General features: G+C 70.2%; 21 protein-coding genes and 1 tRNA gene. 17 read left to right on the top strand and 5 right to left on the bottom strand.

Annotated features, from left to right (window positions below; translation table 11 throughout):
• Positions 1–5: 5 nt before the first annotated feature.
• Positions 6–1166 (top strand): acyl-CoA dehydrogenase family protein, encoded by a 1161-nt coding sequence (locus ACZ4SW_RS14430; protein ID WP_468242294.1) that lies wholly within the window; start codon positions 6–8, stop codon positions 1164–1166.
• Between the two features lie 23 nt (positions 1167–1189).
• Here the strand turns inward: ACZ4SW_RS14430 and ACZ4SW_RS14425 are convergent, their stop codons facing one another.
• The gene (locus ACZ4SW_RS14425; protein ID WP_468242292.1) at positions 1190–2131 is read right to left on the bottom strand and encodes an oxidoreductase; all 942 of its coding nucleotides are present in this window, start codon (positions 2129–2131) and stop codon (positions 1190–1192) included.
• Positions 2132–2215: 84 nt separating this feature from the next.
• On the opposite strand from ACZ4SW_RS14425, the gene ACZ4SW_RS14420 reads away from it, so the two are divergent.
• The 7 genes from ACZ4SW_RS14420 (at position 2216) to ACZ4SW_RS14390 (ending at position 10007) form a co-directional block, all read left to right on the top strand.
• Positions 2216–2851, top strand: a complete 636-nt coding sequence (locus tag ACZ4SW_RS14420) for a TetR family transcriptional regulator (RefSeq protein ID WP_468242289.1) — start codon at positions 2216–2218, stop codon at positions 2849–2851.
• 109 nt (positions 2852–2960) lie between these two features.
• On the top strand, positions 2961–4010 hold the full coding sequence (locus tag ACZ4SW_RS14415) for an ABC transporter substrate-binding protein (protein WP_468242287.1): 1050 nt from the start codon (positions 2961–2963) through the stop codon (positions 4008–4010).
• Positions 4011–4019: 9 nt separating this feature from the next.
• Positions 4020–4853 carry a siderophore-interacting protein gene (locus tag ACZ4SW_RS14410; protein ID WP_468242285.1) on the top strand — a complete coding sequence of 278 codons (834 nt, stop codon included), beginning with the start codon at positions 4020–4022 and terminating at the stop codon, positions 4851–4853.
• 121 nt (positions 4854–4974) lie between these two features.
• A complete protein-coding gene (gene desA, locus ACZ4SW_RS14405; RefSeq protein WP_468242282.1) occupies positions 4975–6432 on the top strand; it encodes a lysine decarboxylase DesA in 1458 nt (485 codons plus the stop codon).
• Positions 6416–7699: a lysine N(6)-hydroxylase/L-ornithine N(5)-oxygenase family protein gene (locus tag ACZ4SW_RS14400; RefSeq protein ID WP_468242280.1), complete on the top strand. Its 1284-nt coding sequence runs from the start codon at positions 6416–6418 to the stop codon at positions 7697–7699. The genes desA and ACZ4SW_RS14400 overlap by 17 nt, the downstream gene beginning before the upstream one ends.
• Positions 7696–8238, top strand: a complete 543-nt coding sequence (locus ACZ4SW_RS14395; RefSeq protein WP_468242278.1) for a GNAT family N-acetyltransferase — start codon at positions 7696–7698, stop codon at positions 8236–8238. The genes ACZ4SW_RS14400 and ACZ4SW_RS14395 overlap by 4 nt, the downstream gene beginning before the upstream one ends.
• Positions 8235–10007 carry an IucA/IucC family protein gene (locus tag ACZ4SW_RS14390; RefSeq protein ID WP_468242276.1) on the top strand — a complete coding sequence of 591 codons (1773 nt, stop codon included), beginning with the start codon at positions 8235–8237 and terminating at the stop codon, positions 10005–10007. The genes ACZ4SW_RS14395 and ACZ4SW_RS14390 overlap by 4 nt, the downstream gene beginning before the upstream one ends.
• A gap of 65 nt (positions 10008–10072) precedes the next feature.
• On the opposite strand, the gene ACZ4SW_RS14385 is transcribed toward ACZ4SW_RS14390, so the two are convergent.
• Complete coding sequence (locus ACZ4SW_RS14385) at positions 10073–11662, bottom strand: beta-N-acetylhexosaminidase (protein ID WP_468242274.1); 1590 nt, start codon at positions 11660–11662, stop codon at positions 10073–10075.
• A gap of 95 nt (positions 11663–11757) precedes the next feature.
• On the opposite strand from ACZ4SW_RS14385, the gene ACZ4SW_RS14380 reads away from it, so the two are divergent.
• On the top strand, positions 11758–12636 hold the full coding sequence (locus ACZ4SW_RS14380; protein ID WP_468242271.1) for a DUF4429 domain-containing protein: 879 nt from the start codon (positions 11758–11760) through the stop codon (positions 12634–12636).
• A gap of 23 nt (positions 12637–12659) precedes the next feature.
• Here ACZ4SW_RS14380 and ACZ4SW_RS14375 read toward each other — a convergent pair whose 3' ends face one another.
• Positions 12660–14225 carry a purple acid phosphatase family protein gene (locus tag ACZ4SW_RS14375; RefSeq protein WP_468242662.1) on the bottom strand — a complete coding sequence of 522 codons (1566 nt, stop codon included), beginning with the start codon at positions 14223–14225 and terminating at the stop codon, positions 12660–12662.
• A gap of 165 nt (positions 14226–14390) precedes the next feature.
• On the opposite strand from ACZ4SW_RS14375, the gene ACZ4SW_RS14370 reads away from it, so the two are divergent.
• Both ACZ4SW_RS14370 and glmS read left to right on the top strand, forming a co-directional pair.
• A complete protein-coding gene (locus ACZ4SW_RS14370; RefSeq protein ID WP_468242269.1) occupies positions 14391–14648 on the top strand; it encodes a hypothetical protein in 258 nt (85 codons plus the stop codon).
• A gap of 75 nt (positions 14649–14723) precedes the next feature.
• The gene (gene glmS, locus ACZ4SW_RS14365) at positions 14724–16541 is read left to right on the top strand and encodes a glutamine--fructose-6-phosphate transaminase (isomerizing) (protein ID WP_468242267.1); all 1818 of its coding nucleotides are present in this window, start codon (positions 14724–14726) and stop codon (positions 16539–16541) included.
• A 127-nt stretch (positions 16542–16668) separates the two neighbouring features.
• Here the strand turns inward: glmS and ACZ4SW_RS14360 are convergent, their stop codons facing one another.
• On the bottom strand, positions 16669–17235 hold the full coding sequence (locus ACZ4SW_RS14360) for a GPR1/FUN34/YaaH family transporter (protein ID WP_468242264.1): 567 nt from the start codon (positions 17233–17235) through the stop codon (positions 16669–16671).
• A gap of 657 nt (positions 17236–17892) precedes the next feature.
• Positions 17893–18417 (bottom strand): universal stress protein, encoded by a 525-nt coding sequence (locus ACZ4SW_RS14355; protein ID WP_468242262.1) that lies wholly within the window; start codon positions 18415–18417, stop codon positions 17893–17895.
• Positions 18418–18789: 372 nt separating this feature from the next.
• Here ACZ4SW_RS14355 and ACZ4SW_RS14350 point away from each other — a divergent pair, with 372 nt between their 5' ends.
• The 6 genes from ACZ4SW_RS14350 to ACZ4SW_RS14325 all read left to right on the top strand — a co-directional run bounded on the left by ACZ4SW_RS14350 (position 18790) and on the right by ACZ4SW_RS14325 (position 24436).
• Entirely contained in the window at positions 18790–19053 is a 264-nt protein-coding gene (locus ACZ4SW_RS14350; protein ID WP_468242259.1) for a hypothetical protein, read from the top strand.
• A 377-nt stretch (positions 19054–19430) separates the two neighbouring features.
• Positions 19431–20666: a helix-turn-helix domain-containing protein gene (locus ACZ4SW_RS14345; protein WP_468242257.1), complete on the top strand. Its 1236-nt coding sequence runs from the start codon at positions 19431–19433 to the stop codon at positions 20664–20666.
• 154 nt (positions 20667–20820) lie between these two features.
• A complete protein-coding gene (orn, locus tag ACZ4SW_RS14340) occupies positions 20821–21423 on the top strand; it encodes an oligoribonuclease (protein WP_468242254.1) in 603 nt (200 codons plus the stop codon).
• A 127-nt stretch (positions 21424–21550) separates the two neighbouring features.
• Positions 21551–21623: transfer RNA gene (locus ACZ4SW_RS14335), tRNA-His, on the top strand.
• A 468-nt stretch (positions 21624–22091) separates the two neighbouring features.
• The gene (locus tag ACZ4SW_RS14330) at positions 22092–22982 is read left to right on the top strand and encodes an endonuclease domain-containing protein (RefSeq protein WP_468242252.1); all 891 of its coding nucleotides are present in this window, start codon (positions 22092–22094) and stop codon (positions 22980–22982) included.
• A 920-nt stretch (positions 22983–23902) separates the two neighbouring features.
• Entirely contained in the window at positions 23903–24436 is a 534-nt protein-coding gene (locus ACZ4SW_RS14325; RefSeq protein ID WP_468242249.1) for a hypothetical protein, read from the top strand.
• Positions 24437–24525: the final 89 nt, after the last annotated feature.

Raw genomic sequence — 24525 nt, 5'->3', positions numbered from 1 at the left:
CCCCCATGGACCACCACCTCTCCCCCGAGCTGGAGGAACTCCGGCGCACGGTCGAGGAGTTCGCGCACGACGTCGTGGCTCCCAAGATCGGCGACTTCTACGAGCGGCACGAGTTCCCGTACGAGATCGTCCGCGAGATGGGCCGCATGGGCCTGTTCGGGCTGCCGTTCCCCGAGGAGTACGGCGGCATGGGCGGCGACTACCTGGCGCTGGGCATCGCGCTGGAGGAGCTGGCCCGCGTGGACTCCTCGGTCGCCATCACCCTCGAAGCAGGGGTCTCCCTCGGCGCCATGCCCATCTACCGCTTCGGCACCGAGGCCCAGAAGCAGGAGTGGCTGCCGCGCCTGTGCTCGGGCGAGATCCTGGGCGCGTTCGGCCTGACCGAGCCGGACGCCGGCTCGGACGCGGGCAGGACCCGTACGACGGCGCGTCTGGACCCGGCGACGAACGAGTGGGTGATCAACGGCACCAAGTGCTTCATCACCAACTCGGGCACGGACATCACGGGCCTGGTGACGGTCACGGCGGTCACCGGCCGCACGGAGGACGGCCGCCCGGAGATCTCCTCGATCATCGTCCCGTCCGGCACGCCCGGCTTCACGGTGGCGGCCCCCTACTCGAAGGTGGGCTGGAACGCCTCGGACACGCGGGAGCTGTCCTTCGCGGACGTCCGCGTCCCCGCCGGGAACCTGCTCGGCGAGGAGGGCCGGGGCTACGCCCAGTTCCTGCGCATCCTCGACGAGGGCCGCATCGCGATCGCCGCCCTGGCGACGGGCCTGGCGCAGGGCTGTGTGGACGAGTCGGTGAAGTACGCGAAGGAACGACACGCCTTCGGCCGCCCCATCGGTGGGAACCAGGCGATCCAGTTCAAGATCGCCGACATGGAGATGAAGGCCCACACGTCCCGCCTGGCCTGGCGCGACGCGGCGTCCCGCCTGGTCTCCGGCGAACCCTTCAAGAAGGAGGCGGCCCTGGCGAAGCTCCACTCCTCCACCGTCGCGGTGGACAACGCGCGCGACGCCACCCAGATCCACGGCGGCTACGGCTTCATGAACGAGTACCCGGTGGCCCGCATGTGGCGCGACTCCAAGATCCTGGAGATCGGCGAGGGCACCAGCGAGGTGCAGCGGATGCTGATCGCCCGGGAGCTGGGGCTGGCGGGCTGACCGCCGCCGACCGGCTGACAGCCCTACGGCTCGACCGGGGCCGGAAACACGTACCGCACCTCGGTCAGCCGCTCCGACAACTCCCACAGGCGGCGGCCGGTCTCGGGATCGGCCGCCGCGGGCGACAGCCGCACCCGCGTCGGCCCGCCGCGCAGCTCCCCTGGGCCGGCCGGGCCGATGAACTGCCCGCCCTCCACGTTCGGGTCGGTCGCGGCGTACAGCTGCGGCAGAGCGCCCCGGTCGGGGGACTGGGCGAGCGGCGAGAGGACGCGCCCGAACAGCAGCTTCACCATGCCGACGGGCGCGCTCAGTTGGAGGTTGGTGGCGGCGTAGCCGGGGTGGGCGAGCACGCTCCGCACCGGACTGCCGGACCCGGTCAGCCTCCGGTGAAGTTCCCGTCCGAAGACGGCGTTGGCGAGCTTGGACTGGTCGTAGAAGGCCATGGGTGAGTAGCGGCGCTCACCGGTGATGTCGTCGAAGCGGATATGACCCTTGCGGTGGTTGAGCGAGCTCACGGTCACGACGCGGGGGTCACGGCCGGCGGTCAGCAGGTCGAGCAGCAGCCCGGTGAGCGCGAAGTGGCCGAGGTGGTTGCAGGCGAACTGCGTCTCGTGCCCCTGAGCGGTCAGCGTTCGCGGTGGCGCCATCACGCCGGCGTTGTTGAGGAGTACGTCCACCCGAGCGTGGTCGGCATGCATCCCTTCGGCGAAGGCGCGGACCGAGCGGAGGTCGGCCAGGTCGAGACGGCGGACCTCCAGGGCGGCGTCCGGCTGTCCGGCGGTGATCTCCGCCACGGCTCTGCGGCCCTTCTCCTCGTCCCGGACGGCGAGGACCACATGGGCACCCTTGCGCGCGAGCGCCCGGGTGGTCGCCAGGCCGAGGCCACTGTTGGCTCCGGTGACGACGAACACCCGCTCGGTCTGGTCGGAAATGTGCTCGGCGGTCCACCGCTGATGCTTCGTCATGAGCACACGTTGTCGCGCGTGGCACTTGGTGTCAAGACGCTACTCGGTGCCATGTGCGGCACGGCATGGCGCTACGATGACCCGGTGACGCATCGCCCCGACGCAAGCCTCGCCGAACGCAAACGTCAACTCGTCGCCGACGAGTTGACCGAGGCAGCACTGCAACTGCTGGCACTGAAGGGGTTCGACGGGGTGACCGTCGACGAGATCGTGGCCACCGCCGGCGTGTCCAAGCGGACGTTCTTCCGGTACTTCGCGTCCAAGGAGGACGTGGTCGTCCGATTCCTGGCCGATCTGGGCACCGGCATGTGCGCCGAACTGGCGGACCGCCCCGTCGGCGAGCGGCCTTCCGTGGCACTGCGACACACCGTCTGGGCCGCCATGGCCGCCTGCGCCGATCACTCCGACCACGCCGAACGGGCGCTCCGGGTCGTCCGGCTGATCCTGCGCACCCCCGCACTGCATGCCCGCTTCCTGGAGCGACAGGCCCAGTGGCGCGACGACCTGGCGGCGGAACTGGCGCGTCGTCAAGGGCTGGAGACCGCAGCCGATCTGTACCCCCAGATGGCCGCCGGGATGGCGCTCACCGCCTTCAACACCGTGCTGCAGCGGTGGAGCGACAGCGAGGGAGCCGAGGATCCCGCCGCGCTGCTCGACCGGGCCGTCGCCGTCCTGGCCCCGGCGTTGGACGCGGCCGCGCAGAAGGCGCCTTCCGGCTGACGACCGGCTCGGCGATGCGCCCACCCTCTCGATAAGTAGTGAGGTTAGGCTAACCTACCTTGGAACTTGTCCGGTGGGCGCTGCGCCCTGTTCGAAAGCAGTCATACCCATGCCCAACGTGCGTGTCCCCCATCCCACTCGCCGCGGCCTCCTGGCCGCCGGCGGCGCCCTCGGTCTCGGTGCCGCGCTCGCGGCCTGCGGGGACGCCAAGGCGAAAGGCGGCGCGTCGGGCAGCGGGGCCGCCGCGGGGAAATCGGGCCCCTGGTCGTTCAAGGACGACCGCGGGCAGACCGCCGAGGCCGACAAGGTGCCGTCGAACATCGTCGCGTTCGTGGGGGTCGCCGCCGCGCTGCACGACTACGGCGTCGACGTGAAGGGCGTCTTCGGGCCGACGAAGACCAAGGACGGCAAGGCCGACGTCCAGGCCGGCGACCTCGACGTCGACAAGGTCACCGTCCTCGGCAACGAGTGGGGCCAGTTCAACATCGAGAAGTACGCGGCCCTCTCCCCCGACCTCCTCGTCACCACCATGTTCGACGGCGCCGGGACGCTCTGGTACGTGCCCGAGGAGTCCAGGAAGAAGATCCTCGCCGTGGGCGCGCCGAGCGTCGGGATCTCGGTGTACGACCGCCAGATGCCCGGGCCCCTGCAGCGGATGCTGCAACTCGCCGAGTCGCTCGGCGCGGACACCTCCTCCGCGAAGACCGCCCGGGCGAAGAAGCGGTTCGAGGACGCCGCCGCCCGGCTGCGCGCCGCCGCCAAGGCCAGGCCCGGCATCAAGGTGCTGGCCGGTTCCGCGAGCCAGAACATCTTCTACGTCTCCGGAACGAACCTCTCCATCGACCTGGAGTACTTCAAGGCCCTCGGCGTGAACTTCGTCGAGCCGCCCGCCGCCGCACTGAAGGCGAGCGGCGGCTGGTTCGAGAACCTGAGCTGGGAGAACGTCGACAAGTACAAGGCCGACGTCATCATGATGGACAACCGCACCTCGGCCATCCAGCCGACCGACATCACCGAGGCGACCTGGAAGAAGCTCCCCGCGGTCAAGGCGGGCCAGGTCATCGCCCGCAACCCCGAGCCCATCCTCTCGTACGACAAGTGCGCCCCGCTGCTCGAGGACCTCGCCAAGGCGCTCGAGACGGCGAAGAAGGTCAGCTGAGGAGCCACCGTGACGACTGCCGTAGCCGCCCCGTTCCGCTTCTTCCCCCTCCAGGTCGCACGGACGAGGCGGCTCGGCCCGTCGCTCGTCCGGGTCACCTTCACCGGGGACGACCTGTACGCCTTCCGCTCCGACGGACGCGACCAGAGCCTCTCCCTGTTCCTGCCGCACCCCGGACAGCCCGCACCCGTCGTGCCGCTGGAGCTGGACGACGGGTGGTGGCAGGCCTGGCGTGAACTCCCGGACGACGTACGGGCGGTGATGCGTTCGTACACCCTGCGGGCGCTGCGCCGGGACCCCGACGAGATCGACATCGACTTCGCCCTGCACACCCCGGCCGGACCCGCCTCCCGCTGGGCCTCCCGGGCCGCACCGGGCGACCGCGTACTCGTGCTCGGCCCGGCGGTCGAGGACAACCGCGCGATCCGCTTCCGTCCACCCGAGGACACGGACCTGGTCGTGATGTGGGGCGACGAGACCGCCGTACCCGCCGCCTCCGCCATCCTCGAGACGCTGCCCGCAGGCACGCGCACCCGGGTCTGGCTGGAGGTGGGGCACGCCGGTGACGTCCAGGACCTGGTGACCGAGGCCGACGCCGAGATCACCTGGTTCGTACGGAACCAGAGCGGCACCGAGGGATCCCCCATGGCCCTCGGCGCCCTCCGCGACGCCGAACTGCCGCCCGCCGCCCGCCCGTACGTCTGGCTCGCGGGCGAATCCGGCTGTGTCAAGGCGCTCCGCCGGCACTTCGTCGGCGAGCGTGGCGTCGACCGGCGGCGCGTCACCTTCGTCGGCTACTGGCGGCAGGGGCTGAGCGAGGAGCAGATGCGCGAGCGGGAGTGACGGCGCTCACCGAGGGGCGGAGTTTCCGTAGATCAACTTAGGTTAGGCTAACCTAAGTCACTACAGAGGCGACTCCGCCCCTCTGCCGTCCCGCACGGACTCCCCCACCGGAGGACCCCACATGCGCTCGCACCTGCTCAATGACCTCACCGCGGAGCACTACCGCCGCTCGGTGACCGAAGGAGTGGAGCGGGTGGCCGCCAAACTCGCCACCACCGACCGTCCGTTCACCGGCGTCACCCCCGGTGCCCTCGCCCCCCGGATCGACGGGATCGACCTGGACCGCCCGCTGCGCGACACCACCGCGGCCCTGGACGAGCTGGAGGAGCTCTACCTCCGCGACGCGGTCTACTTCCACCACCCCCGCTACCTGGCCCACCTCAACTGCCCCGTCGTCATCCCGGCCGTCCTCGGCGAAGCCGTCCTGTCCGCCGTCAACTCCTCCCTCGACACCTGGGACCAGTCGGCGGGCGGAACGCTGATCGAGCGCAGGCTCATCGACTGGACCGCCGAACGGATCGGCCTCGGCCCCGCCGCGGACGGCGTGTTCACCTCCGGCGGCACCGAGTCCAACCTCCAGGCGCTGCTGCTGGCCCGGGAGGAGGCCAAGCCGGGGCGGGAAGCGTCGGACACGCTCGCCAGGCTGCGCGTCCTCACCTCCGAGGTCAGCCACTTCAGCGTCAGGAAGTCCGCGAAACTCCTCGGCCTGGGCCCCGAGTCCGTCGTCGCCGTCCCCGTCGGCCCCGACAAGCGCATGCGGACCGTCGCCCTCGCCCACGAACTGGAGCGCTGCACCCGGGACGGCCTGATCCCGATGGCGGTCGTCGCCACCGCAGGCACCACCGACTTCGGCTCCATCGACCCGCTGCCCGAGATCGCCGCGCTGTGCGCCCAGTACGGCACCTGGATGCACGTGGACGCGGCCTACGGCTGCGGGCTGCTCGTCTCGCCGAGCCGCCGCGGCCTCCTCGACGGCATCGAACGCGCCGACTCGGTCACCGTCGACTACCACAAGTCCTTCTTCCAGCCGGTGAGTTCGTCCGCCCTCCTGGTCCGCGACGCCTCCACCCTGCGGCACGCCACCTACCACGCGGAGTACCTCAACCCGCGCCGCGCGGCGCGCGAACGCATCCCCAACCAGGTCGACAAGTCCCTGCAGACCACCCGCCGGTTCGACGCCCTCAAGCTGTGGATGACGCTGCGCGTGATGGGCGCCGACGGCATCGGACAGCTCTTCGACGAGGTCTGCGACCTGGCGGCCGAGGGCTGGAAGCTGCTCGCCGCCGACCCCCGCTTCGACGTCGTCGTCGAGCCGCAGCTCTCCACCCTCGTCTTCCGGCACATCCCCGCCGCCGTCACCGACCCGGCCGACATCGACCGCGCCAACCTGCACGCCCGCAAGGCCCTGTTCGCCTCCGGTGACGCGGTGGTCGCGGGCACCAAGGTCGCCGGCCGCCACTACCTGAAGTTCACCCTGCTCAACCCCGAGACCACGGTGGACGACATCGCCACCGTGCTGGATCTGATCGCCGGCCACGCCGAGCAGTACCTGGGAGAGTCCCTTGAGCGCGCGTCCTGAAGCCACCGGGAAGACCTACGACTTCGTCGGGATCGGCCTCGGCCCCTTCAACCTGGGCCTCGCCTGCCTCACCGAGCCGATCGACGGCCTCGACGGCGTCTTCCTGGAGTCGAAGCCCACCTTCGAGTGGCACTCGGGGATGTTCCTGGACGGCGCCCACCTCCAGACCCCCTTCCTGTCGGACCTGGTCACCCTGGCCGACCCCACCTCCCCGTACTCCTTCCTCAACTACCTGAAGGAGCGGGGCAGGCTGTACTCGTTCTACATCCGCGAGAACTTCTACCCGCTGCGGGTGGAGTACGACGACTACTGCCGCTGGGCCGCCTCGAAGCTGAGCGGCATCCGCTTCGGCACCACGGTCACCGAGGTGTCGTACGCGGACGAGGACGAGGTCTACGTCGTACGGACCCACGACGGCGGCACCTACCGCGCCCGCCACCTGGTCCTCGGCACGGGCACCCCGCCCCACATCCCGGAGCCCTGCCGCGGTCTCGACGGCGACGTCATCCACAACTCCCGCTACCTGGACCACAAGCACCGGCTCCAGGCCAAGGAGTCGATCACGCTGGTCGGCAGCGGGCAGTCCGCCGCCGAGATCTACCGCGACCTGCTCGGCGAGATCGACGTCCACGGCTACCGGCTGACCTGGGTCACCCGCTCCCCCCGCTTCTTCCCGCTCGAGTACACCAAGCTCACGCTGGAGATGACGTCCCCGGACTACATCGACTACTTCCACTCGCTGCCCGAGCGGACCCGCTACCGCCTCGCCGACCAGCAGAAGGGCCTGTTCAAGGGCATCGACGGCGATCTGATCGACGAGATCTTCGACCTGCTGTACCAGAAGAACCTCGACGGCCCGGTCCCGACCCGTCTGCTCACCAACTCCGCGCTGACCGGGGCCACGTACGAGGACGGTGCCTACACCCTCACCTTCCGCCAGCAGGAGCAGGAGAAGGACTACGAGCTGCGCTCCCAGGCGCTCATCCTCGCCACCGGATACAAGTACGTCGAACCGGAGTTCCTGAGGCCCGTCCGCGACCGTCTGCGCTACGACGGGCACGGCAACTTCGACGTGGCCCGCAACTACGCGATCGACGTCACCGGCCGCGGCGTGTTCCTGCAGAACGCCGGCGTCCACACCCACTCGATCACCTCGCCCGACCTGGGCATGGGCGCCTACCGCAACGCGTACATCATCCGGGAGCTGCTCGGCACCGAGTACTACCCCGTCGAGAAGACGATCGCCTTCCAGGAGTTCGCCGCATGAGCACCGTCGACATCGGCACCTTCACCTTCCGCCCCCTCGACCCCGCCGGGGACGCCGAACTGCTGCACGCCTGGGTCACGCACCCCAAGGCGGCCTTCTGGATGATGCAGGACGCCACGGCCCGGGACGTCGAGCGCGCCTACACCGAGATCGCGGCCGACGAGCACCACCACGCGCTGCTCGGCCTGCACGAGGGCGCGCCCGCCTTCCTGATGGAGAAGTACGACCCGGCCCACCGGGAGCTGGTCGGCCTGTACCGGCCGGAGCCGGGCGACGTCGGCATGCACTTCCTGGTGGCGCCGGCCGACACACCCGTGCACGGGTTCACCCGGGCCGTCATCACCGCTGTGATGCGGCACCTGTTCGAGGATCCGGCCACGCGCAGGGTCGTCGTCGAGCCCGATGTGCGCAACACCGCCGTGCACGCCCTGAACGAGGCGGTCGGGTTCGTGCCCGAGCGCGAGATCCAGAAGCCGGAGAAGAAGGCGCTGTTGAGTTTCTGCACCCGCGAGCGGTTCGAGAAGGCGGTGGCGGCATGACCCTCGCCGACGCCGTGGCCCACCTGTCCCCCGAGCGCTGGGAGCAGGCCAACCGCCTGCTGATCCGCAAGGCCCTCGCCGAGTTCGCCCATGAGCGGCTGATCGCCCCCGAGCGCGAGGAGGACGGCCGGTACCTGGTCCGCAGCGACGACGGCCTGACCTGCTACCGCTTCACCGCCACCCTGCGCGCCCTCGACCACTGGCAGGTGGACGCCGGCTCGATCGCCCGTCACCGCGACGGCGCCGAACTGCCGCTCGCCGCCCTCGACTTCTTCATCGAGCTGCGGCGGTCGCTGGGCCTGAGCGACGAGATCCTCCCCGTCTATCTCGAGGAGATCTCCTCCACCCTCTCCGGCATCTGCTACAAGCTGGCCAAGCCGCAGGTCACCTCGGCGGAGCTGGCCCGTTCCGGCTTCCAGGAGATCGAGACCGGGATGACGGAGGGCCACCCCTGCTTCGTCGCCAACAGCGGGCGGCTCGGCTTCGGCGTCCACGAGTACCTGTCGTACGCCCCGGAGACCGCGAGCCCGGTGCGGCTGGTGTGGCTGGCGGCGCACCGCTCGCGGGCGGCGTTCACGGCGGGCGTGGGGATCGAGTACGAGTCGTTCCTGAGGGGGGAACTGGGGGATGCAACGCTGAACCGTTTCCGCGTCGCACTCGCGGACCAGGGCCTGGACCCGGCCGACTACCTCCTCCTACCCGTCCACCCGTGGCAGTGGTGGAACAAGCTCACCGTCACCTTCGCCGCCGAGATCGCCCGCCGGAACCTGGTGTGCCTGGGCGAGGGCGACGACGAGTACCTGGCGCAGCAGTCCATACGGACCTTCTTCAACACGTCCCACCCGGAGAAGCACTACGTCAAGACGGCCCTGTCCGTGCTCAACATGGGTTTCATGCGCGGGCTGTCGGCCGCCTATATGGAGGCCACTCCGGCGATCAACGACTGGCTGGCCCAGCTCGTCGAGAACGACCCGGTGCTGAAGTCGACGGGCCTGACGATCATCCGGGAGCGGGCGGCCGTCGGCTACCGCCACCTGGAGTACGAGGCGGCGACGGACCGCCACTCGCCGTACCGCAAGATGCTCGCGGCCCTGTGGCGCGAGAGCCCGGTGCCCTCGCTCCAGGACGGCGAGACGCCGGCGACCATGGCGTCCCTCGCCCATGTGGACCACGAGGGCGCGTCGTTCGCGGGCGCGCTGATCGAGCGGTCCGGGCTCGCGCCCACCCGGTGGCTGCGGCACTACCTGCGGGCCTACCTCACCCCGCTGCTGCACAGCTTCTACGCCTACGACCTGGTGTTCATGCCGCACGGCGAGAACGTGATCCTCGTCCTGAAGGACGGTGTCGTGCAGCGCGCGATCTTCAAGGACATCGCGGAGGAGATCGCGGTCATGGACCCGGACGCGGTGCTGCCGCCGGATGTCGCGCGGATCCGTGTGGAGGTGCCGGAGGACAAGAAGCTCCTGTCGGTCTTCACGGACGTCTTCGACTGCTTCCTCCGCTTCGTCGCGGCCGGCCTCGCCACCGACGGGATCCTCGAGGAGGAGGACTTCTGGCGGACGGTCGCGGAGGTCGTCCACGAGTACCAGGACGCGAACCCGCACCTGGCCGACAGGTTCCGCCGGTACGACCTGTTCGCGCCGGAGTTCCCCCTGTCCTGCCTGAACCGGCTGCAACTGCGGAACAACAGGCAGATGGTGGACCTGGCGGACCCGTCGGGGGCGCTGCAACTGGCGGGGACCCTCAAGAACCCGATCGCGGGCCTGTAGGGGCGCGCACGCAGACGGGCGGGCACCCCGGAGTACGGTCCTCCGGAGTGCCCGTCACGCATCGGCTACCGTGCGGGCCAGGGGACCTGCGGCGAGCGGTAGTAGCCGATGCCGAGTGCGTCCCAGCGCGGCGCCTGCGCCGCGAGCCGCACCCTGTACGTGTCCCAGTCGTGCGTGGCCGCCGGTGACCAGCCCAGTTCGGCGGCGCCCGGCAGCCGCGGGAACGTCATCCAGTCGATGTCGTGGTCCGTGACGATCGTCTCGGACCACAGCGGTGCCTCCACCCCGGCGATCGCGGAGGCGGGCGCGCCGGAAAGGTAGGCGCCCGGGTCCCAGTCGTAGGAGCGGCGCACCTCCACCAGCCCCGCCCAGTCCTGCCCGAGCGGGGTGTCCGCGGTGTACTTCATGTCGAGGTAGACCCGGTCGGCCGGGGACAGGATCAGCCGGGTGCCGTTGCGCGCGGCCTCGGCGACCTGGGCCTTCTCGGCGGCGCCGGTGCTGTCGAGCCCCCAGTACTGGGCGAGGGCGCCCTTGACCGGGTGCGCCCCGGTGAGCTGGTGCCAGCCGATCACCGTCTTGCCGTACCGCTCGACGATGGGCTGCACCCGGTCCATGAACTTCACGTAGTCGTCGTGGCCGGTGGAGTGCGCCTCGTCGCCGCCGATGTGGAGGTAGCGGCCCGGTGTGAGCGCGGCGAGTTCACGGATGACGTCGTCCGCGAAGTCGTACGTCACCTGCTTCGGCACGCACAGCGAGCTGAAGCCGACGTCGGTGCCGGTGTAGAGCGGGGGTGCCACGCCGTCGCAGTTCAGGTCGGCGTACGAGGCCAGGGCGGCGTTGGTGTGGCCGGGCATGTCGATCTCGGGGACGACCTCGACGTAGCGCGACGCCGCGTAGCGGACGATCTCCTGGTAGTCGGCCTTGGTGTAGTGGCCGCCCTTGCCGCCGCCGACCTCGGTCGAGCCGCCGTAGGCGGCCAGGCGGGGCCAGGAGTCGACGGCGATGCGCCAGCCCTGGTCGTCGCTCAGGTGCAGGTGCAGTTCGTCGATCTTGTAGAGGGCCAGGACGTCGATGAAGCGCTCGACCTGGGCGACGGTGAAGAAGTGGCGGGCGACGTCGAGCATCGCGCCGCGGTAGGCGTAGCGCGGCGAGTCCGTGATGGTGCCGCCCGCGACGGACCAGGGGCCGTGCTGCACGGTCCTGCGCTCCACGGCCGCGGGCAGGAGCTGGCGCAGCGTCTGCACGCCGTGGAAGAGGCCGACGGGCTCACGGGCGGTGAGGGTGACGCCTTGGGGGCCGCTGTCGAGGCGGTAGCCCTCGGCGCCGTACGGGCCGTTCTCCAGGTGGAGCCGGATGCCGCCGGTGCCGTGCGTGGTGACCGGCAGCCGGTAACCGGTCGAGGGCCGCAGGAGGTCGGCGAGGTAGCCGCCGATGCGGCGGACCGTGCCGGAGTCGTCCACGCGGATGCCGGTCCCGGAGGTGATCTCGTACGGGGATCCCCCCGGGTGGACCGCGGCGGGCGCCGGGACCACCCGGTCGAGGGGGGTGGCGGTGCGGGCGGCCGGGGCGGGTGCCGCGGCGACGGCGGACAGGCCGGCCGCCGCGACGAGCAGCAGGGTGCCGAGGAGACGGGGCGTTCTGTGGTGCCGTGTCACATGCGCTCCCTTCCACGAGGTGCCACGGGCCGGTCCGCTCCGGGCCCGATGGGTGTAGACCACTGTCCCGCGAACGGGATGGAAGAATCCCCGGCATGGCGGAAATCATCCAGAAGGACGGTACGTGGAGTTTCGACGGTGACGCCTTACGGCTGACTCCGGGGCGCGACAAGAGTGTCAGCTTGTTCCGCCGGACACTGGGCGAACTGACCGTTCCGCTGGAGGCGTTGGCGGGGATCTCGTTCGAGCAGGGGAAGAAGGCCGGACGGCTCAGGCTGCGGCTGCGCGACGGCGCCTGTCCGCTGCTGCAGGCGACCGGCGGCAGGCTGAAGGACTCCGACGACCCCTACCAGCTGACCGTCGAGTCCGACCGCTACGGCGTCGCCGAGTACGTGGCGGACGAGGTGCGGGATGCGCTGACGCTGGAGCAGGTGCCCTCCGAGCCGGTCGACCGCTATCTGCTGCCCGGCCCGTCCGTCCCGCTGTCCGTGTCCGCCGGGGACGGCACGGCGAGCTTCGACGGCGAGCAGGTGCGCCTGGAGTGGAACTGGAAGACGGAGAGCGCGAAGGAGGCCGCGGGCCCCCGCACGCTGCCCGTCGCCGACATCACCGCCGTGGAGTGGCAGCCGGCGGTCGGCCTGGAGAACGGCTGTCTGCGCTTCACCGTGCGCGGCGCCGAGACCAAGGCGCCGCCCAAGTACGACCCCAACGCGGTGGAGCTGTGGGGTTTCAGGAAGGACCCGCTGATGGCGCTCGTCGCGGCGGCCGTCCAGGCCCGGCTGCCGCACCCGGCGGCGCCCGTGGACGCCGTACCGCCGCCGAAGGAGCTGCCCGCGCCCGCCCGGGGCGCCGCGGAGAACGAGCACGACGCCCTGCTGCGGCGGCTGCGGGAGCTGGGCGAGCTGCACCGCGCAGGGGTGCTCACCGACGAGGAGTTCGCGATGGCCAAACAGGCGGTCCTCAGGAGGATGTGAGGACCGCCCGCCGCGGGGTCTCGCTACTTGGCCCGGCGCGCCACCGTGAAGTGGTCGATGCGGTCACCGGTCTCGGCGATGCCCGAGACCCTGAGCTTGGCGTAGTGGCCCCTGGACGCGGGCTCGACGTCCACGCGCAGGAACGAGTAGTTGAGGTAGCGCACCCGGGACCAGGCGACGGTCTCGTTGACCTTGCCGTCCTTGGTGTTGATGAAGGAGGCGACGGAGTCGACCTCGTGCTCGTGGCCCTCGTAGGAATCCGGCGCGCTGAACGCGTACAGGCTGCGGCCCGCTGCGCCCGCCGTCACGTAGACGACGCCCTCGGTCTCGGGGTAGGCCGTCTCGCCGATCGGCAGCTTCTTGGCGACCTTGTCGCCCTTGATGACGTCGGTGCGCTCGTACTGGTGGTTGTGGCCGTTGATGACCAGGTCCACCGTGTACTTCTCGAACAGCGGCACCCACTCCTGTCGCACGCCCCCCTCCGAGGCGTGCGCCGTGGAGGTGCAGTACGCGCAGTGGTGGAAGAACACGATGATGAAGTCGACGTCTTTCGACGCGCGGTACTTCTTGAGCTGCGCCTCGAACCACGTGGTCTGCGTGCCGCCGGAGATGCCGAGGTTGGCCGGGATCTCGAAGGAGACGTCGTTCGGGTCCAGCGAGATGATCGCGGTGTTGCCGTAGACGAAGGAGTAGACGCCCGGCAGGTTCTTCTTGTCCGGCCCGTTGTCGGGGAGCGTGAAGCGGGCCTCCTCGCCACCGTAGCCGTTGGGCGAGTACCAGGCCTCCATGTCGTGGTTGCCGTAGGAGACCATCCACGGCACGGACTTGGCGACCGACTCGGTCTGGGCGAGGAACTGGTCCCACACCCGCGAGTCGAAGCCGGTGTCGGCGGTCTTGCCGGCGCCGGACGGGTCGGCGTAGGCGATGTCGCCGGCGTGCAGGTGGAAGACGGGGTCCTGGCCGAGGATCAGGCTGTCGTTGGCCAGACCGTGGTAGCTGACGCCCTGGTCGCCGAAGGCCGTGAAGGTGAACGGCTCCTTGTGCGCGGGGGCGGTGGTGAAGGTGCCGAGGGTGCCCAGCAGGTGGCGCTCGGCCGGGTCGAAGCCCTGGTGGCCGACGCCGTAGTAGTACGTCCTGCCGGGGCGCAGGTGGGTGAGCTTGGCGTGCAGGTAGTACTGCGTGTGGTCGCCGCTCGCGCCGACGCCCGCCGGGGTGTAGAGGGTGCGGACCTCGGCGGGGATCTTGCGGGACAGGTCCCAGGGGTGGGCGCCGATGCGGATGAACGGGTTCTTCACGGCGACCGGGACCTGCCAGGAGACGGTGATCTCGGTGCGCGGGTCGTTGCCGAAGGCCAGATGGCGGCCGAAGGGGGCGACGAGGGAGCCGTCGACGGTCTCGACGGCGGGGGCGGTGCCCTGGGTCGGGACGGCGGCCTGGGCGGTGGCACCCGGTACGAATGCGCCACCCGCGACGGCGCCCAGGGTGACGGCACCGCCTCTGATCATCGTGCGCCGGGAGAATCTCGCGCGCAGGTACTCGTGCTGCTCCGCCATGCTCATGCGGGCCGCGAGCTTCTCCGGTACTCCCATACGAGGTATGTCCATGTGGCCAGAAGTTCCTCCACATAATCAACGTGGCGCAGGACACAGGGTGGACAGAGGTCGAACGGCACGCCATAAGAAATCCAACAGGCATCTGCCCGAAATCGGGCACGATTCTTGCGATTCCGGCGCTCGTACCTCAGGATCTACCGGGTGCACGACGAACTTGTTGATCATCTGACGCGGACCACGCCCCTCGGCCGGGGCGAGGCGCTGCGCGTGGTCCAGGACGTGCTCGCCTACTTCGACGAGACGACCGAGGAGTTCGTCCGTCGCCGCCACCGCGAACTGCAGGGCCAGGGACTGGTGAACGCGTCGATCTTCGAACGGATCGAGGCGGACCTGAGGTACCGCGCGGTGGCACCGCCCGAGCTCACACTCCGGCAACTGAGGCGCATCGTGTACGGCTGAGTCCACGACTTCCACGACTGAGCCACCGGACGACTGCCCCATCCATACGGGGTCAAAAGGGACTTAAGGAAACATATGTGCGGAATCGTCGGATACATCGGTAAGCGCGATGTGGCCCCGCTCCTGCTGGAGGGTCTGCAGCGGCTGGAGTACCGCGGCTACGACTCGGCGGGCATCGTCATCACCTCGCCCAAGTCGGCCGGCCTGCGGATGGTCAAGGCCAAGGGCCGGGTCCGCGACCTGGAGGCCAAGGTCCCCGCGCGCTTCAAGGGCACCACCGGTATCGCCCACACCCGCTGGGCCACCCACGGCGCCCCCTCCGACGTGAACGCCCACCCGCACCTGTCGGCCGACAACAAGGTCGCCGTCGTCCACAACGGCATCATCGACAACGCCGCCGACCTCAGGAAGAAGCTCGAGGCCGAGGGCGTCGAGTTCCTGTCGGAGACCGACACCGAGGTCCTCACCCACCTCATCGCCCGCTCCCAGGCCGAGAAGCTGGAGGAGAAGGTCCGCCAGGCGCTGCGCCTGGTGGAGGGCACGTACGGCATCGCCGTGATGCACGCCGACTTCCCGGACCGGATCGTCGTGGCCCGCAACGGCTCCCCGGTCGTCCTCGGCATCGGCGAGAAGGAGATGTTCGTCGCCTCCGACGTCGCCGCCCTCGTCGCCCACACCCGCCAGATAGTCACGCTGGACGACGGCGAGATGGCGACGCTGAAGGCCGACGACTTCCGCACCTACACCACCGAGGGCACCCGTACGACGGCCGAGCCCACCACCGTGGAGTGGGAGGCCGAGTCGTACGACATGGGCGGCCACGACACGTACATGCACAAGGAGATCCACGAGCAGGCCGACGCCGTGGACCGGGTGCTGCGCGGCCGCATCGACGACCGGTTCTCCACCGTGCACCTGGGCGGCCTGAACCTGGACGCCCGCGAGGCGCGGCAGATCCGCCGTGTGAAGATCCTCGGCTGCGGCACCTCCTACCACGCGGGCATGATCGGCGCCCAGATGATCGAGGAGCTGGCCCGCATCCCGGCCGACGCCGAGCCGGCGTCGGAGTTCCGCTACCGCAACGCCGTGGTGGACCCCGACACGCTGTACGTGGCGGTGTCGCAGTCCGGTGAGACCTACGACGTGCTGGCGGCCGTGCAGGAGCTGAAGCGCAAGGGCGCGCGGGTGCTGGGCATCGTCAACGTGGTCGGCTCGGCGATCGCGCGCGAGGCGGACGGCGGCATGTACGTCCACGCGGGGCCCGAGGTGTGCGTGGTGTCCACCAAGTGCTTCACGAACACGACGGTGGCGTTCGCGCTGCTGGCGCTGCACCTGGGCCGCACCCGGGACCTGTCCGTCCGGGACGGCAAGCGGATCATCGAGGGGCTGCGGAAGCTGCCCGAGCAGATCTCCGAGGTCCTCAAGCAGGAGGAGGAGATCAAGAGGCTGGCGGAGCAGTTCGCGGACGCCCGTTCGATGCTGTTCATCGGGCGTGTGCGCGGCTACCCGGTGGCCCGTGAGGCCTCGCTGAAGCTCAAGGAGGTCTCCTACATCCACGCCGAGGCCTACCCGGCCTCCGAGCTCAAGCACGGCCCGCTGGCGCTGATCGAGCCGGCCCTGCCCACGGTCGCGATCGTGCCGGACGACGACCTGCTGGAGAAGAACCGCGCGGCCATGGAGGAGATCAAGGCCCGCAGCGGCAAGATCCTCGCGGTGGCCCACCAGGAGCAGGAGAAGGCCGACCACACGATCGTCGTGCCGAAGAACGAGGACGAGCTGGACCCGATCCTGATGGGCATTCCGCTGCAGCTCCTCGCCTACCACACGGCGGTGGCCCTGGGCCGGGACATCGACAAGCCGCGGAACCTGGCGAAGTCCGTGACGGTGGAGTAGTCCGAGTCGGCCGACCGCGCCGCGATCTCGCGGGTTCGAACGCCGGCAACCCCCTGTGTGCCACCACCACAGGGGGTTGCTCTTTCGGAGGGGCCGGGGCCGCCCAAACCCCGGCCCGGTCGCTGCCTCAGCCGGCGGCCGTCACCCCCCGGCCGGCAGCGCGTCGCGGAAGGGCGGTCGGCCAGTGGGCGAGGGCCGCGGTCGCCGCGTACCAGGCCACCGCTCCCGCCGCCACGGCGAACCAGCCGCCGGCCTTGCCGAGCGCGTCGCTGCCGGCGAGACGGCCGATGGCGAGCAGCAGCAGCGAGACGAAGAACAGCCCGTAGGCGCCCTGGTCGAGGAGACCGCCGGACGCTCCGAGCGCCAGGCTCAGGGTGACCAGGGCGAACAGCAGGAGGAAGAGTCCGGCGGCGTGGTCGGACATCTGGTTGCCGGCCGTGACGGCCCAGGTGAACCACAGGGCGCCGAGCGCCGAGAAGGCGGTGCCCGTGGCGGTGTCACGGTCGCGGAAGGCGAGCAGGCCTGCGACGAACAGGGCCACACCGCCGACGTAGTGGGCCAGTGACACGGCGTCGGCCGTCGTCACACCGTCGATGACCTTGGTGGATCCGAGCCCGAAGGCCAGCAGCGTGATGCCGAGCGCGAGCCGGCCGACGATGGTGGTGGTGCCTCCCGCAGAGACGTCGTTGTCCACGGCGGGCTCCCTTCTTGTCCTGCGTGTAGGGTGCGCGGTGACCGATATATGCCCTTCACAAGGGCACAAACACCTCCGCGGACGAAGAATTTGAGGGGCCCGGAAAAGCGGGCCTGCCCTACCCACTCCACATCTCACCTGGGCCGACGGGGAGTTGCGGTATCACAACGGCGGGGGCACGGGGTGGGGGCGTACGCGGTGTCCCTGGGGGGCGCGGGGTGGCTGTAAATGCACGCCGGGCGGGGAGTTGACGGGGGCTCGGCCTTGGGGTGACCGCAAGTGGGCGTCCCCAGGGGGTGGTTGACGCAGGCGCGGTCTCGGGCGGGCGGGGTACGCGGCATGGCGTGATCAGGCGGCGTGCGGGGGCGTCGGAGAGAGAGTGGGCGCGCGCGAGTGTGGGCGCGTGAGTGCAGGACGCGCGAGAGGGCGTGCGGCACGAGTTCACGGTCGCGGTCACCCGGCCGTGCGAGGCGCGGTCGCGGTCACCCGGGGCGGTCGCGATCAGCCGGGGCGGTCGCGATCAGCCGGGGCCGTGTGAGGCGCGGTCACGACCATGCGGCGCACCGCCGCTCGACGCGACGCACGATCAGGCGACGCGCCGTTGCCGGGCGCGTGCGGCGGCACCCGTGCCGTGGCGACGCCCGTAACGGGGGCCGGTCAGGGAATGACGATCACAGGGCGCTGGGCGCGCTTGGCGAGGCGGCCGGCGACCGAGCCGAAGATGCGGCCCACGATGCCGTGCGTGGAGCCGACGACGATCGCGTCGGCCTCGTACTCCCGGCCCACCTCCTCGAGTTCGTGGCAGATGTCGCCGCCACGCTCGACCAGGATCCAGGGCACGTCGGCGAGGTGGTCCGCGCACGCCAGCTCGAGCCCCAGGACCTCCGTACGATGGTCCGGCACGTCCACGAAGACCGGCGGCTCGCAGCCCGCCCACACCGTGGTGGGCAGCCGGTTGGCGACATGGACGATGATCAGACCGGATCCGGAGCGGAACGCCATGCCGACCGCGTAGGCGAGGGCGCGCTCGCTGGAGGTCGACCCGTCGAAGCCGACGACGACGCCGTGCTTGAACGCGGGATCGCACGAAGGACGTGGCTCTTCCGCCGCCAGGGGATCGGCCGCCGGGTCGGCGACCGGCCGCTTGCGGTCCGCGGGTTCGAAGAATTCGTGACCGGCCATGGCTGTCTCGGCGATGTGATCCTTTGTCGGGGACGACGGTGTGCGGCGGAGCTGTGTCCGGGAATCGTCTTCCCGTCCCCATACCCCCAAGGGTACGGCGGCACGCCTCCTTAGCCCAGATCCCGCGCAGGCCGCACGGGGTTCCAGGGAGCATGCACGAGGGAACACCCGTAACGCAATGGTTGCTGCCCCGTACAGGCGGTTTGCACGGCGTTCACCCACGCGCCCGAACGGACCGCGCACCAGGGGCAACAGCAGTGACCGACCGGTCGGACCCGCGTTGAATCCGGTGACCACCGCCGGAGGGAGCACACAGTGTCCGGACCCCGCACCGCCCCCCGGAAGCGCCCCGCACCGAACAGGGTGAGCGATGTGACCCGCTGGGCCGCCTTCTGCTGCGTCCTGGTCCCCGTCGTCCTCGTCTGGTACGGCACCTCGATCGCCGCCGCCATCAGCACCGCGCTCGGTCTCCTGGCCGTCACCCTCACGTGCGGCGCACTGCTCAGGCAGTCCGAGCGGGGCGCCGCGTGCCTGCGGGCCGAGGAGATCGCCCCGCACCGAGGGCGCCACAGCAGGACCGGGACGGGGGCGCACAGGGGCGGACGTCACACTGGTGGAAACACTCCGGTCGACTGACCGGTTTCCGCGCACGCCCCCGTATCTTTTCAGCCAACTTCTCAACCCCGTGCATCACACCGCCGAACGGTCCCCCACCCCCCGTTCGACCTGCGCCGAAAGGGTCCCGGACGGCGCGCGCACCCTACGTGGATTGGCCACCGGGACGAGGCGCACTTCCCTGCACGCCCGACGAGTGCGACGCTTCGTGATCGAATGCTTCACGCCAAGTTGCCATGTCGACAATGTGCCGGATCGTGAACTGGTCACGCCGGCACCGCGGGACACAGTAGATTCGATCATGACTGTCTACGGCGGGGGACTCGTGCAGGACCGAGGGGAAACGTGCAGGAGCGACACAACCGAGGAGCCGCGACCACCGAGGGGGGCTTAGCAGGATGAGCCACGACTCCACTGCCGCGCCGGACGCCGCGGCCCGGAAGCTGTCCGGGCGACGCCGCAAGGAGATCGTCGCGGTGCTGCTGTTCAGCGGCGGCCCCATTTTCGAGAGTTCCATTCCGCTTTCGGTGTTCGGGATCGACCGCCAGGACGCCGGAGTGCCGCGCTACCGCCTGCTGGTGGCAGCCGGCGAGGAAGGCCCGCTGCGGACCACAGGGGGCCTGGAACTCACCGCGCCATACGGCCTGGAGGCGATCTCGCGGGCGGGCACCGTCGTGGTGCCGGCCTGGCGGTCGATCACCTCACCGCCGCCGGAGGAGGCGCTCGACGCTCTGCGCCGGGCGCACGAGGAGGGCGCCCGCATCGTGGGGCTGTGCACCGGCGCCTTCGTGCTGGCCGCCGCCGGGCTGCTGGACGGCCGGCCGGCCACCACACACTGGATGTACGCACCGACGCTGGCCAAGCGCTATCCGTCGGTGCACGTCGACCCGCGCGAGCTGTTCGTGGACGACGGGGACGTCCTGACGTCGGCCGGTACGGCGGCCGGCATCGACCTGTGCCTCCACATCGTGCGCACGGACCACGGCAACGAGGCGGCGGGCGCGCTCGCCCGACGCCTGGTGGTCCCGCCGCGCCGCAGCGGCGGGCAGGAGCGCTACCTCGACCGTTCTTTACCCGAGGAGATCGGCGCCGACCCGCTCGCGGAGGTCGTCGCCTGGGCGCTGGAGCACCTCCACGAGCAGTTCGACGTGGAGACGCTGGCGGCGCGCGCGTACATGAGCCGGCGGACGTTCGACCGGCGCTTCCGCTCGCTCACCGGGAGCGCGCCGCTGCAGTGGCTGATCACCCAGCGGGTGCTGCAGGCGCAGCGGCTGCTCGAGACCTCCGACTACTCGGTCGACGAGGTCGCCGGGCGCTGCGGCTTCCGCTCCCCGGTGGCGCTGCGTGGCCACTTCCGGCGCCAGCTCGGCTCGTCGCCCGCCGCCTACCGGGCCGCGTACCGGGCACGCCGCCCGCAGGGCGACCGGCAGACGGACGCCGAGAGCCCCGGCGGCCCGCCCGTGCCGCAGCCCCCGCCGGAGTCCGCCCAGGTCCCGATGCAGACCCGGCGGACGGCGGCGTCGAACGGCATCGGCCCCTCGGCGCCCCTGCCCCCGGACCACCCGGGCAAGCACGTGCCCGAGCTGTACGCGGCGAGCCGCCAGAGCGTGCCCGGGCCGCGCAGCGCGCCGTAGCACCACCGCCGCACCGGCGTACCGGCCCACCGGCGAGCGCGGGCGGGATCAGGGGTCGTACGACCCCGGGTCCCGCCCGTCGCCGTATCCGCCCGTGCACACGTCACATGCACGGGCGGTCCGTACGCCAGGCCCTGGCCATAAGGTGGGACACATGAACGATCGCATGGTGTGGATCGACTGCGAGATGACCGGACTCTCGCTGTCGGACGACGCGCTCATCGAGGTGGCCGCCCTGGTCACCGACTCCGAGCTGAACGTACTCGGCGAGGGGGTGGACATCGTGATCCGGCCGCCGGACGCGGCACTGGAGACGATGCCGGAGGTGGTGCGTCAGATGCACACCTCCTCGGGACTGCTCGACGAGCTGGCGGCCGGCACGACGCTCGCCGACGCCGAGGAGCAGGTCCTGACCTACGTACGGGAGTGGGTCAAGGAACCGGGCAAGGCCCCCCTGTGCGGCAACTCGGTCGGCACGGACCGCGGCTTCCTGTCCCGCGACATGCCGACGCTCGAGGACTATCTGCACTACAGGATCGTCGACGTCAGCTCGATCAAGGAGCTGGCCCGGCGCTGGTACCCGCGGGCCTACTTCAACAGTCCGGAGAAGAACGGCAACCACCGGGCCCTGGCCGACATCCGCGAGTCGATCGCCGAGCTGCGCTACTACCGTGAGGCGATCTTCGTACCGCAGCCGGGCCCGGACTCCGACACGGCACGCGCGATCGCGGCCAGGCACGTCCTGCCCGCCCGGTAGCCGCCTGGACAGGGCCCGAGGGGACCGCCACGCCGACGCGGCGGAAACGCTGGCGCGAGCACCCCTTCGGACCCTGTACACTTTTTCTCGGCCGGTGGGGGAAACCACTGCGAAAACACCGGTCATGGTGGGTGTAGCTCAGCTGGTAGAGCACCTGGTTGTGGTCCAGGATGTCGCGGGTTCGAGTCCCGTCACTCACCCTACGAGATAGGCCCGTGACCTGCGGTAACGCAGGTCACGGGCCTATCTGCCGTTTGGCCACGGCCTAACCACGGCCCATCCGCCCGCGATTCGAGTCGTCCGGGAAGGAGTGACAGCCGTAAGTACACATGGAACCTCACTTAAGGCATGCACCGAGTCGCACACTGTGCAGTTTTTCGTGCATCGATCCGCCGCTGAGTGACGGGTTCTGACCTGAGCCATGGGCCCGTCCACGTTTCGAGGTCCAGCAGCCGAGCCACCGCGGCTGCGGCCGACAGGGATGTCGGGCCTCCGCGCTGACCCCGTTCCGTGGAGCGCCGAGGCAGGAGTGCGATGAGGAAACGCCGCTGCGCTGGCGCCGGCGCATCACGAGGGAACTACAGGAGCTGGGCGGCCCCGAGCGGGCAGCACGACGTGAAGTCGACCGCCCGCACCATCTGGCGGGGATCGACTGGCGACAGTTACTCGTGGAGCAGACCCGCGACGGGACACAGCGCACGTGGTGGCTGCCGCGCGCGGTGGTCAGGCTGCTGAATGCGGCCGAGCACGCCGAAACGCAGTGGGTGCAAGCCGCGCGGACCCGCCAGGCAGGCGCAGCCGCCGTCGAGTCGCCCTCCCACCCCCGGCAGGCCCGAGCCGCCGGCGGTCGGCAGACGACGAGCCCCGGGGCCCCCACCGCCTCACTGCGCCCGTACAACAAAGAACTCGAAGGCCAGCTGTACTCGGTGCTCACCAGGAAGCCCGGTACCTCCCGCAGGGTGGCCGGGTGGGCGTGCGCCGTCTGCCGCACCGCGCCCGCCACCGTCCTCGACCACTGCCACGAACACGGCTACGTCCGCGCCCCCGTCTGCCAGTCCTGCAACACACAGGAACGCCCCGACCACCTGTACAGCAACGACATCCGCGTGGCCAACCGCTACACACGCCTCTTCCACACCGACACCGACGACTGGCTCCGCCACTGGCACCGCTGCCCCGGCTGCCGCGCACGCACCACCCTGCCCCTGCCGCACCTCGCCGCATGGACCGCCCACATAGCCCGCCGATCGCTGCGCCCGAGCCACCGCGCCCCCCGCGGGCGCAAGCCCTGCGGGATCCTGCGCGTGTCCTGGACCGGCAGTCAGAACACACCCCGTTCCTGCCTGCTCACCGTCGCCGTCGACGCCTGCCCCTCCGGCGAACACCGCGTCCTGACACAAGTCCCCTACCGCGAAGCCGCCGAACGGTTCCGTGCCTGGTTGGCCGAGACGGCCCCCGCCGTGGCCGCCGCGGCCGGCCCCGACCGCCTGGACGGCCTCCCCGCCCAGTTCCGGCCAGTCATCGCGGACACCAGCGGTGAGGACCTGGAACTGTTCTGAGCGGGCACCGAAGCCGTCGAAGATCTACGGATTACTCCCGGTACATACTCGTTGACGTGGTATCGGGCGTTTCGATGAGTTGATCAGTCCGTTGCGGGCGAAGCCGGAGCGGCGGCATCGCACCTGAACGAGCGTCAGCGTCGTCTGCCGTACGGGCACCGCCATACCCGACGGAGAGATCGCCCTGGAACTCGCCGAACTCCGCCGCGCCCTCGAAGTCGGGCTCGCGCGCATCGACGGCCAACTCGCGCTCCTGGTCCAGCGTTCCGACCAGATCGACAAGGCTATCGAGGAGCTGGACAGCCGCGTCACCGCCCTCGAGCGCTCCCGCTGGCCTCTCCCAGCCATCAGCGCTCTCACTGGTGTCGCTGCGTTCGCTGTCGCTGTCTGGTCGGCACTCGTCCGGTGACCCTGTCGTGGTGCAGTGATCAAACCGAGTCGGTGCGTGACGGTAATCACGCCCTTGCTCGGAGCAACGCTTTCTTACGCACATGCCATGAGATCACGTGTTCGATAAGTTGTGCGGCGACCACCATTTCAGTCCCAGGGGGAACAACTTTGCGTGCACGCAAGAGACTTGCGGCCCTCATGACCACCGTGAGTCTGGGCATAGCCATGCCGCTCACCGGAGCGGCACCGGCCGAGGCGGCCCCTCCAACGACCGCCTGCAACACCGTCTACAGTGCCCAGATCATCTTCTGGGCCATGACGTGCAGCCGACCGGGCCAGCCCGTTATCGGAGGCTTCGCCACCTGGCGGAACGTACCGATCACCTACGACCAGGTCAGCGCCGACGCGACCGTGCAGACGGCGAACTACTCGCCAAGGTCATCTCCCTGCCCACCTGCAGCAGCAGGGACAAGCCGCCGTACTGCTTCAACAGCAAGCTGACGGACAACACGAACTTCACGCAGTGGACAGTGAGCAAGCCACGCAAGCCGGCTGCCTCCGTCGCCGCCACGCAGGCCGCAGACGACCCGACGTCGTGGGCTTCCCTGCTGGAAATCGAGGGCGTACCGGCCACCTTCAACGGCGTCGACCAGAAGGCCCTGTCCGCGTGCCTGGACCAGGACCCTGACAGCTGCCTGCAGACGGTTCCCGGCCTGTCCGAGTGCGTGCAGACCGCCCAGGTGTGCAACGCCGTCGCCCTACAGGCCAAGCCGCAGGCCATGGCCGCCCGCACCGCCAGCGACACGCCCAGTGCAGAATCCCTCCGCGAGCGCGCCGCGCACTCCTTCGCCGTCGACCCGCAGCACGTGGACCTCACCCGGTCGTCAACCACCGCAGTGCGGGCCCTGGATGCCGGGACGACGCCGACCTGGACCGTCAGCTCCCAGCAGACGACGCCGGGACTCGAGCACGACCACCGGCGCTACCGCGGCTTCACCGCCGTCTACTCCGCTCAGACCGGCCAGCTCCTCGAAGCGTGCTGGGGCGAGATGTGCCGTTCCTGACCGGACGGAACCAGTAAGCCTCCGTCCGCCACGGCCACCACGAGCAATTCCGGCCGACGCCTTCCGAATCCGAGACTTCGCAGTGCTTC

Source organism: Streptomyces sp. NPDC028331, assembly GCF_055565775.1.
The sequence above is the reverse complement of the archived record's forward strand: the minus strand, read 5'-3'. Positions and strand labels throughout refer to the sequence as shown.

Coding starts and splice junctions, on each gene's coding strand:
- desA (WP_468242282.1), top strand. CDS start 4,975: ATGCGCTCGCACCTGCTCAATGACCTCACCGCGGAGCACTACCGCCGC.
- glmS (WP_468242267.1), top strand. CDS start 14,724: ATGTGCGGAATCGTCGGATACATCGGTAAGCGCGATGTGGCCCCGCTC.
- ACZ4SW_RS14355 (WP_468242262.1), bottom strand. CDS start 18,417: ATGGCCGGTCACGAATTCTTCGAACCCGCGGACCGCAAGCGGCCGGTC.
- ACZ4SW_RS14395 (WP_468242278.1), top strand. CDS start 7,696: ATGAGCACCGTCGACATCGGCACCTTCACCTTCCGCCCCCTCGACCCC.
- ACZ4SW_RS14380 (WP_468242271.1), top strand. CDS start 11,758: ATGGCGGAAATCATCCAGAAGGACGGTACGTGGAGTTTCGACGGTGAC.
- ACZ4SW_RS14430 (WP_468242294.1), top strand. CDS start 6: ATGGACCACCACCTCTCCCCCGAGCTGGAGGAACTCCGGCGCACGGTC.
- ACZ4SW_RS14415 (WP_468242287.1), top strand. CDS start 2,961: ATGCCCAACGTGCGTGTCCCCCATCCCACTCGCCGCGGCCTCCTGGCC.
- orn (WP_468242254.1), top strand. CDS start 20,821: ATGAACGATCGCATGGTGTGGATCGACTGCGAGATGACCGGACTCTCG.
- ACZ4SW_RS14345 (WP_468242257.1), top strand. CDS start 19,431: ATGAGCCACGACTCCACTGCCGCGCCGGACGCCGCGGCCCGGAAGCTG.
- ACZ4SW_RS14375 (WP_468242662.1), bottom strand. CDS start 14,225: ATGGGAGTACCGGAGAAGCTCGCGGCCCGCATGAGCATGGCGGAGCAG.
- ACZ4SW_RS14425 (WP_468242292.1), bottom strand. CDS start 2,131: ATGACGAAGCATCAGCGGTGGACCGCCGAGCACATTTCCGACCAGACC.
- ACZ4SW_RS14390 (WP_468242276.1), top strand. CDS start 8,235: ATGACCCTCGCCGACGCCGTGGCCCACCTGTCCCCCGAGCGCTGGGAG.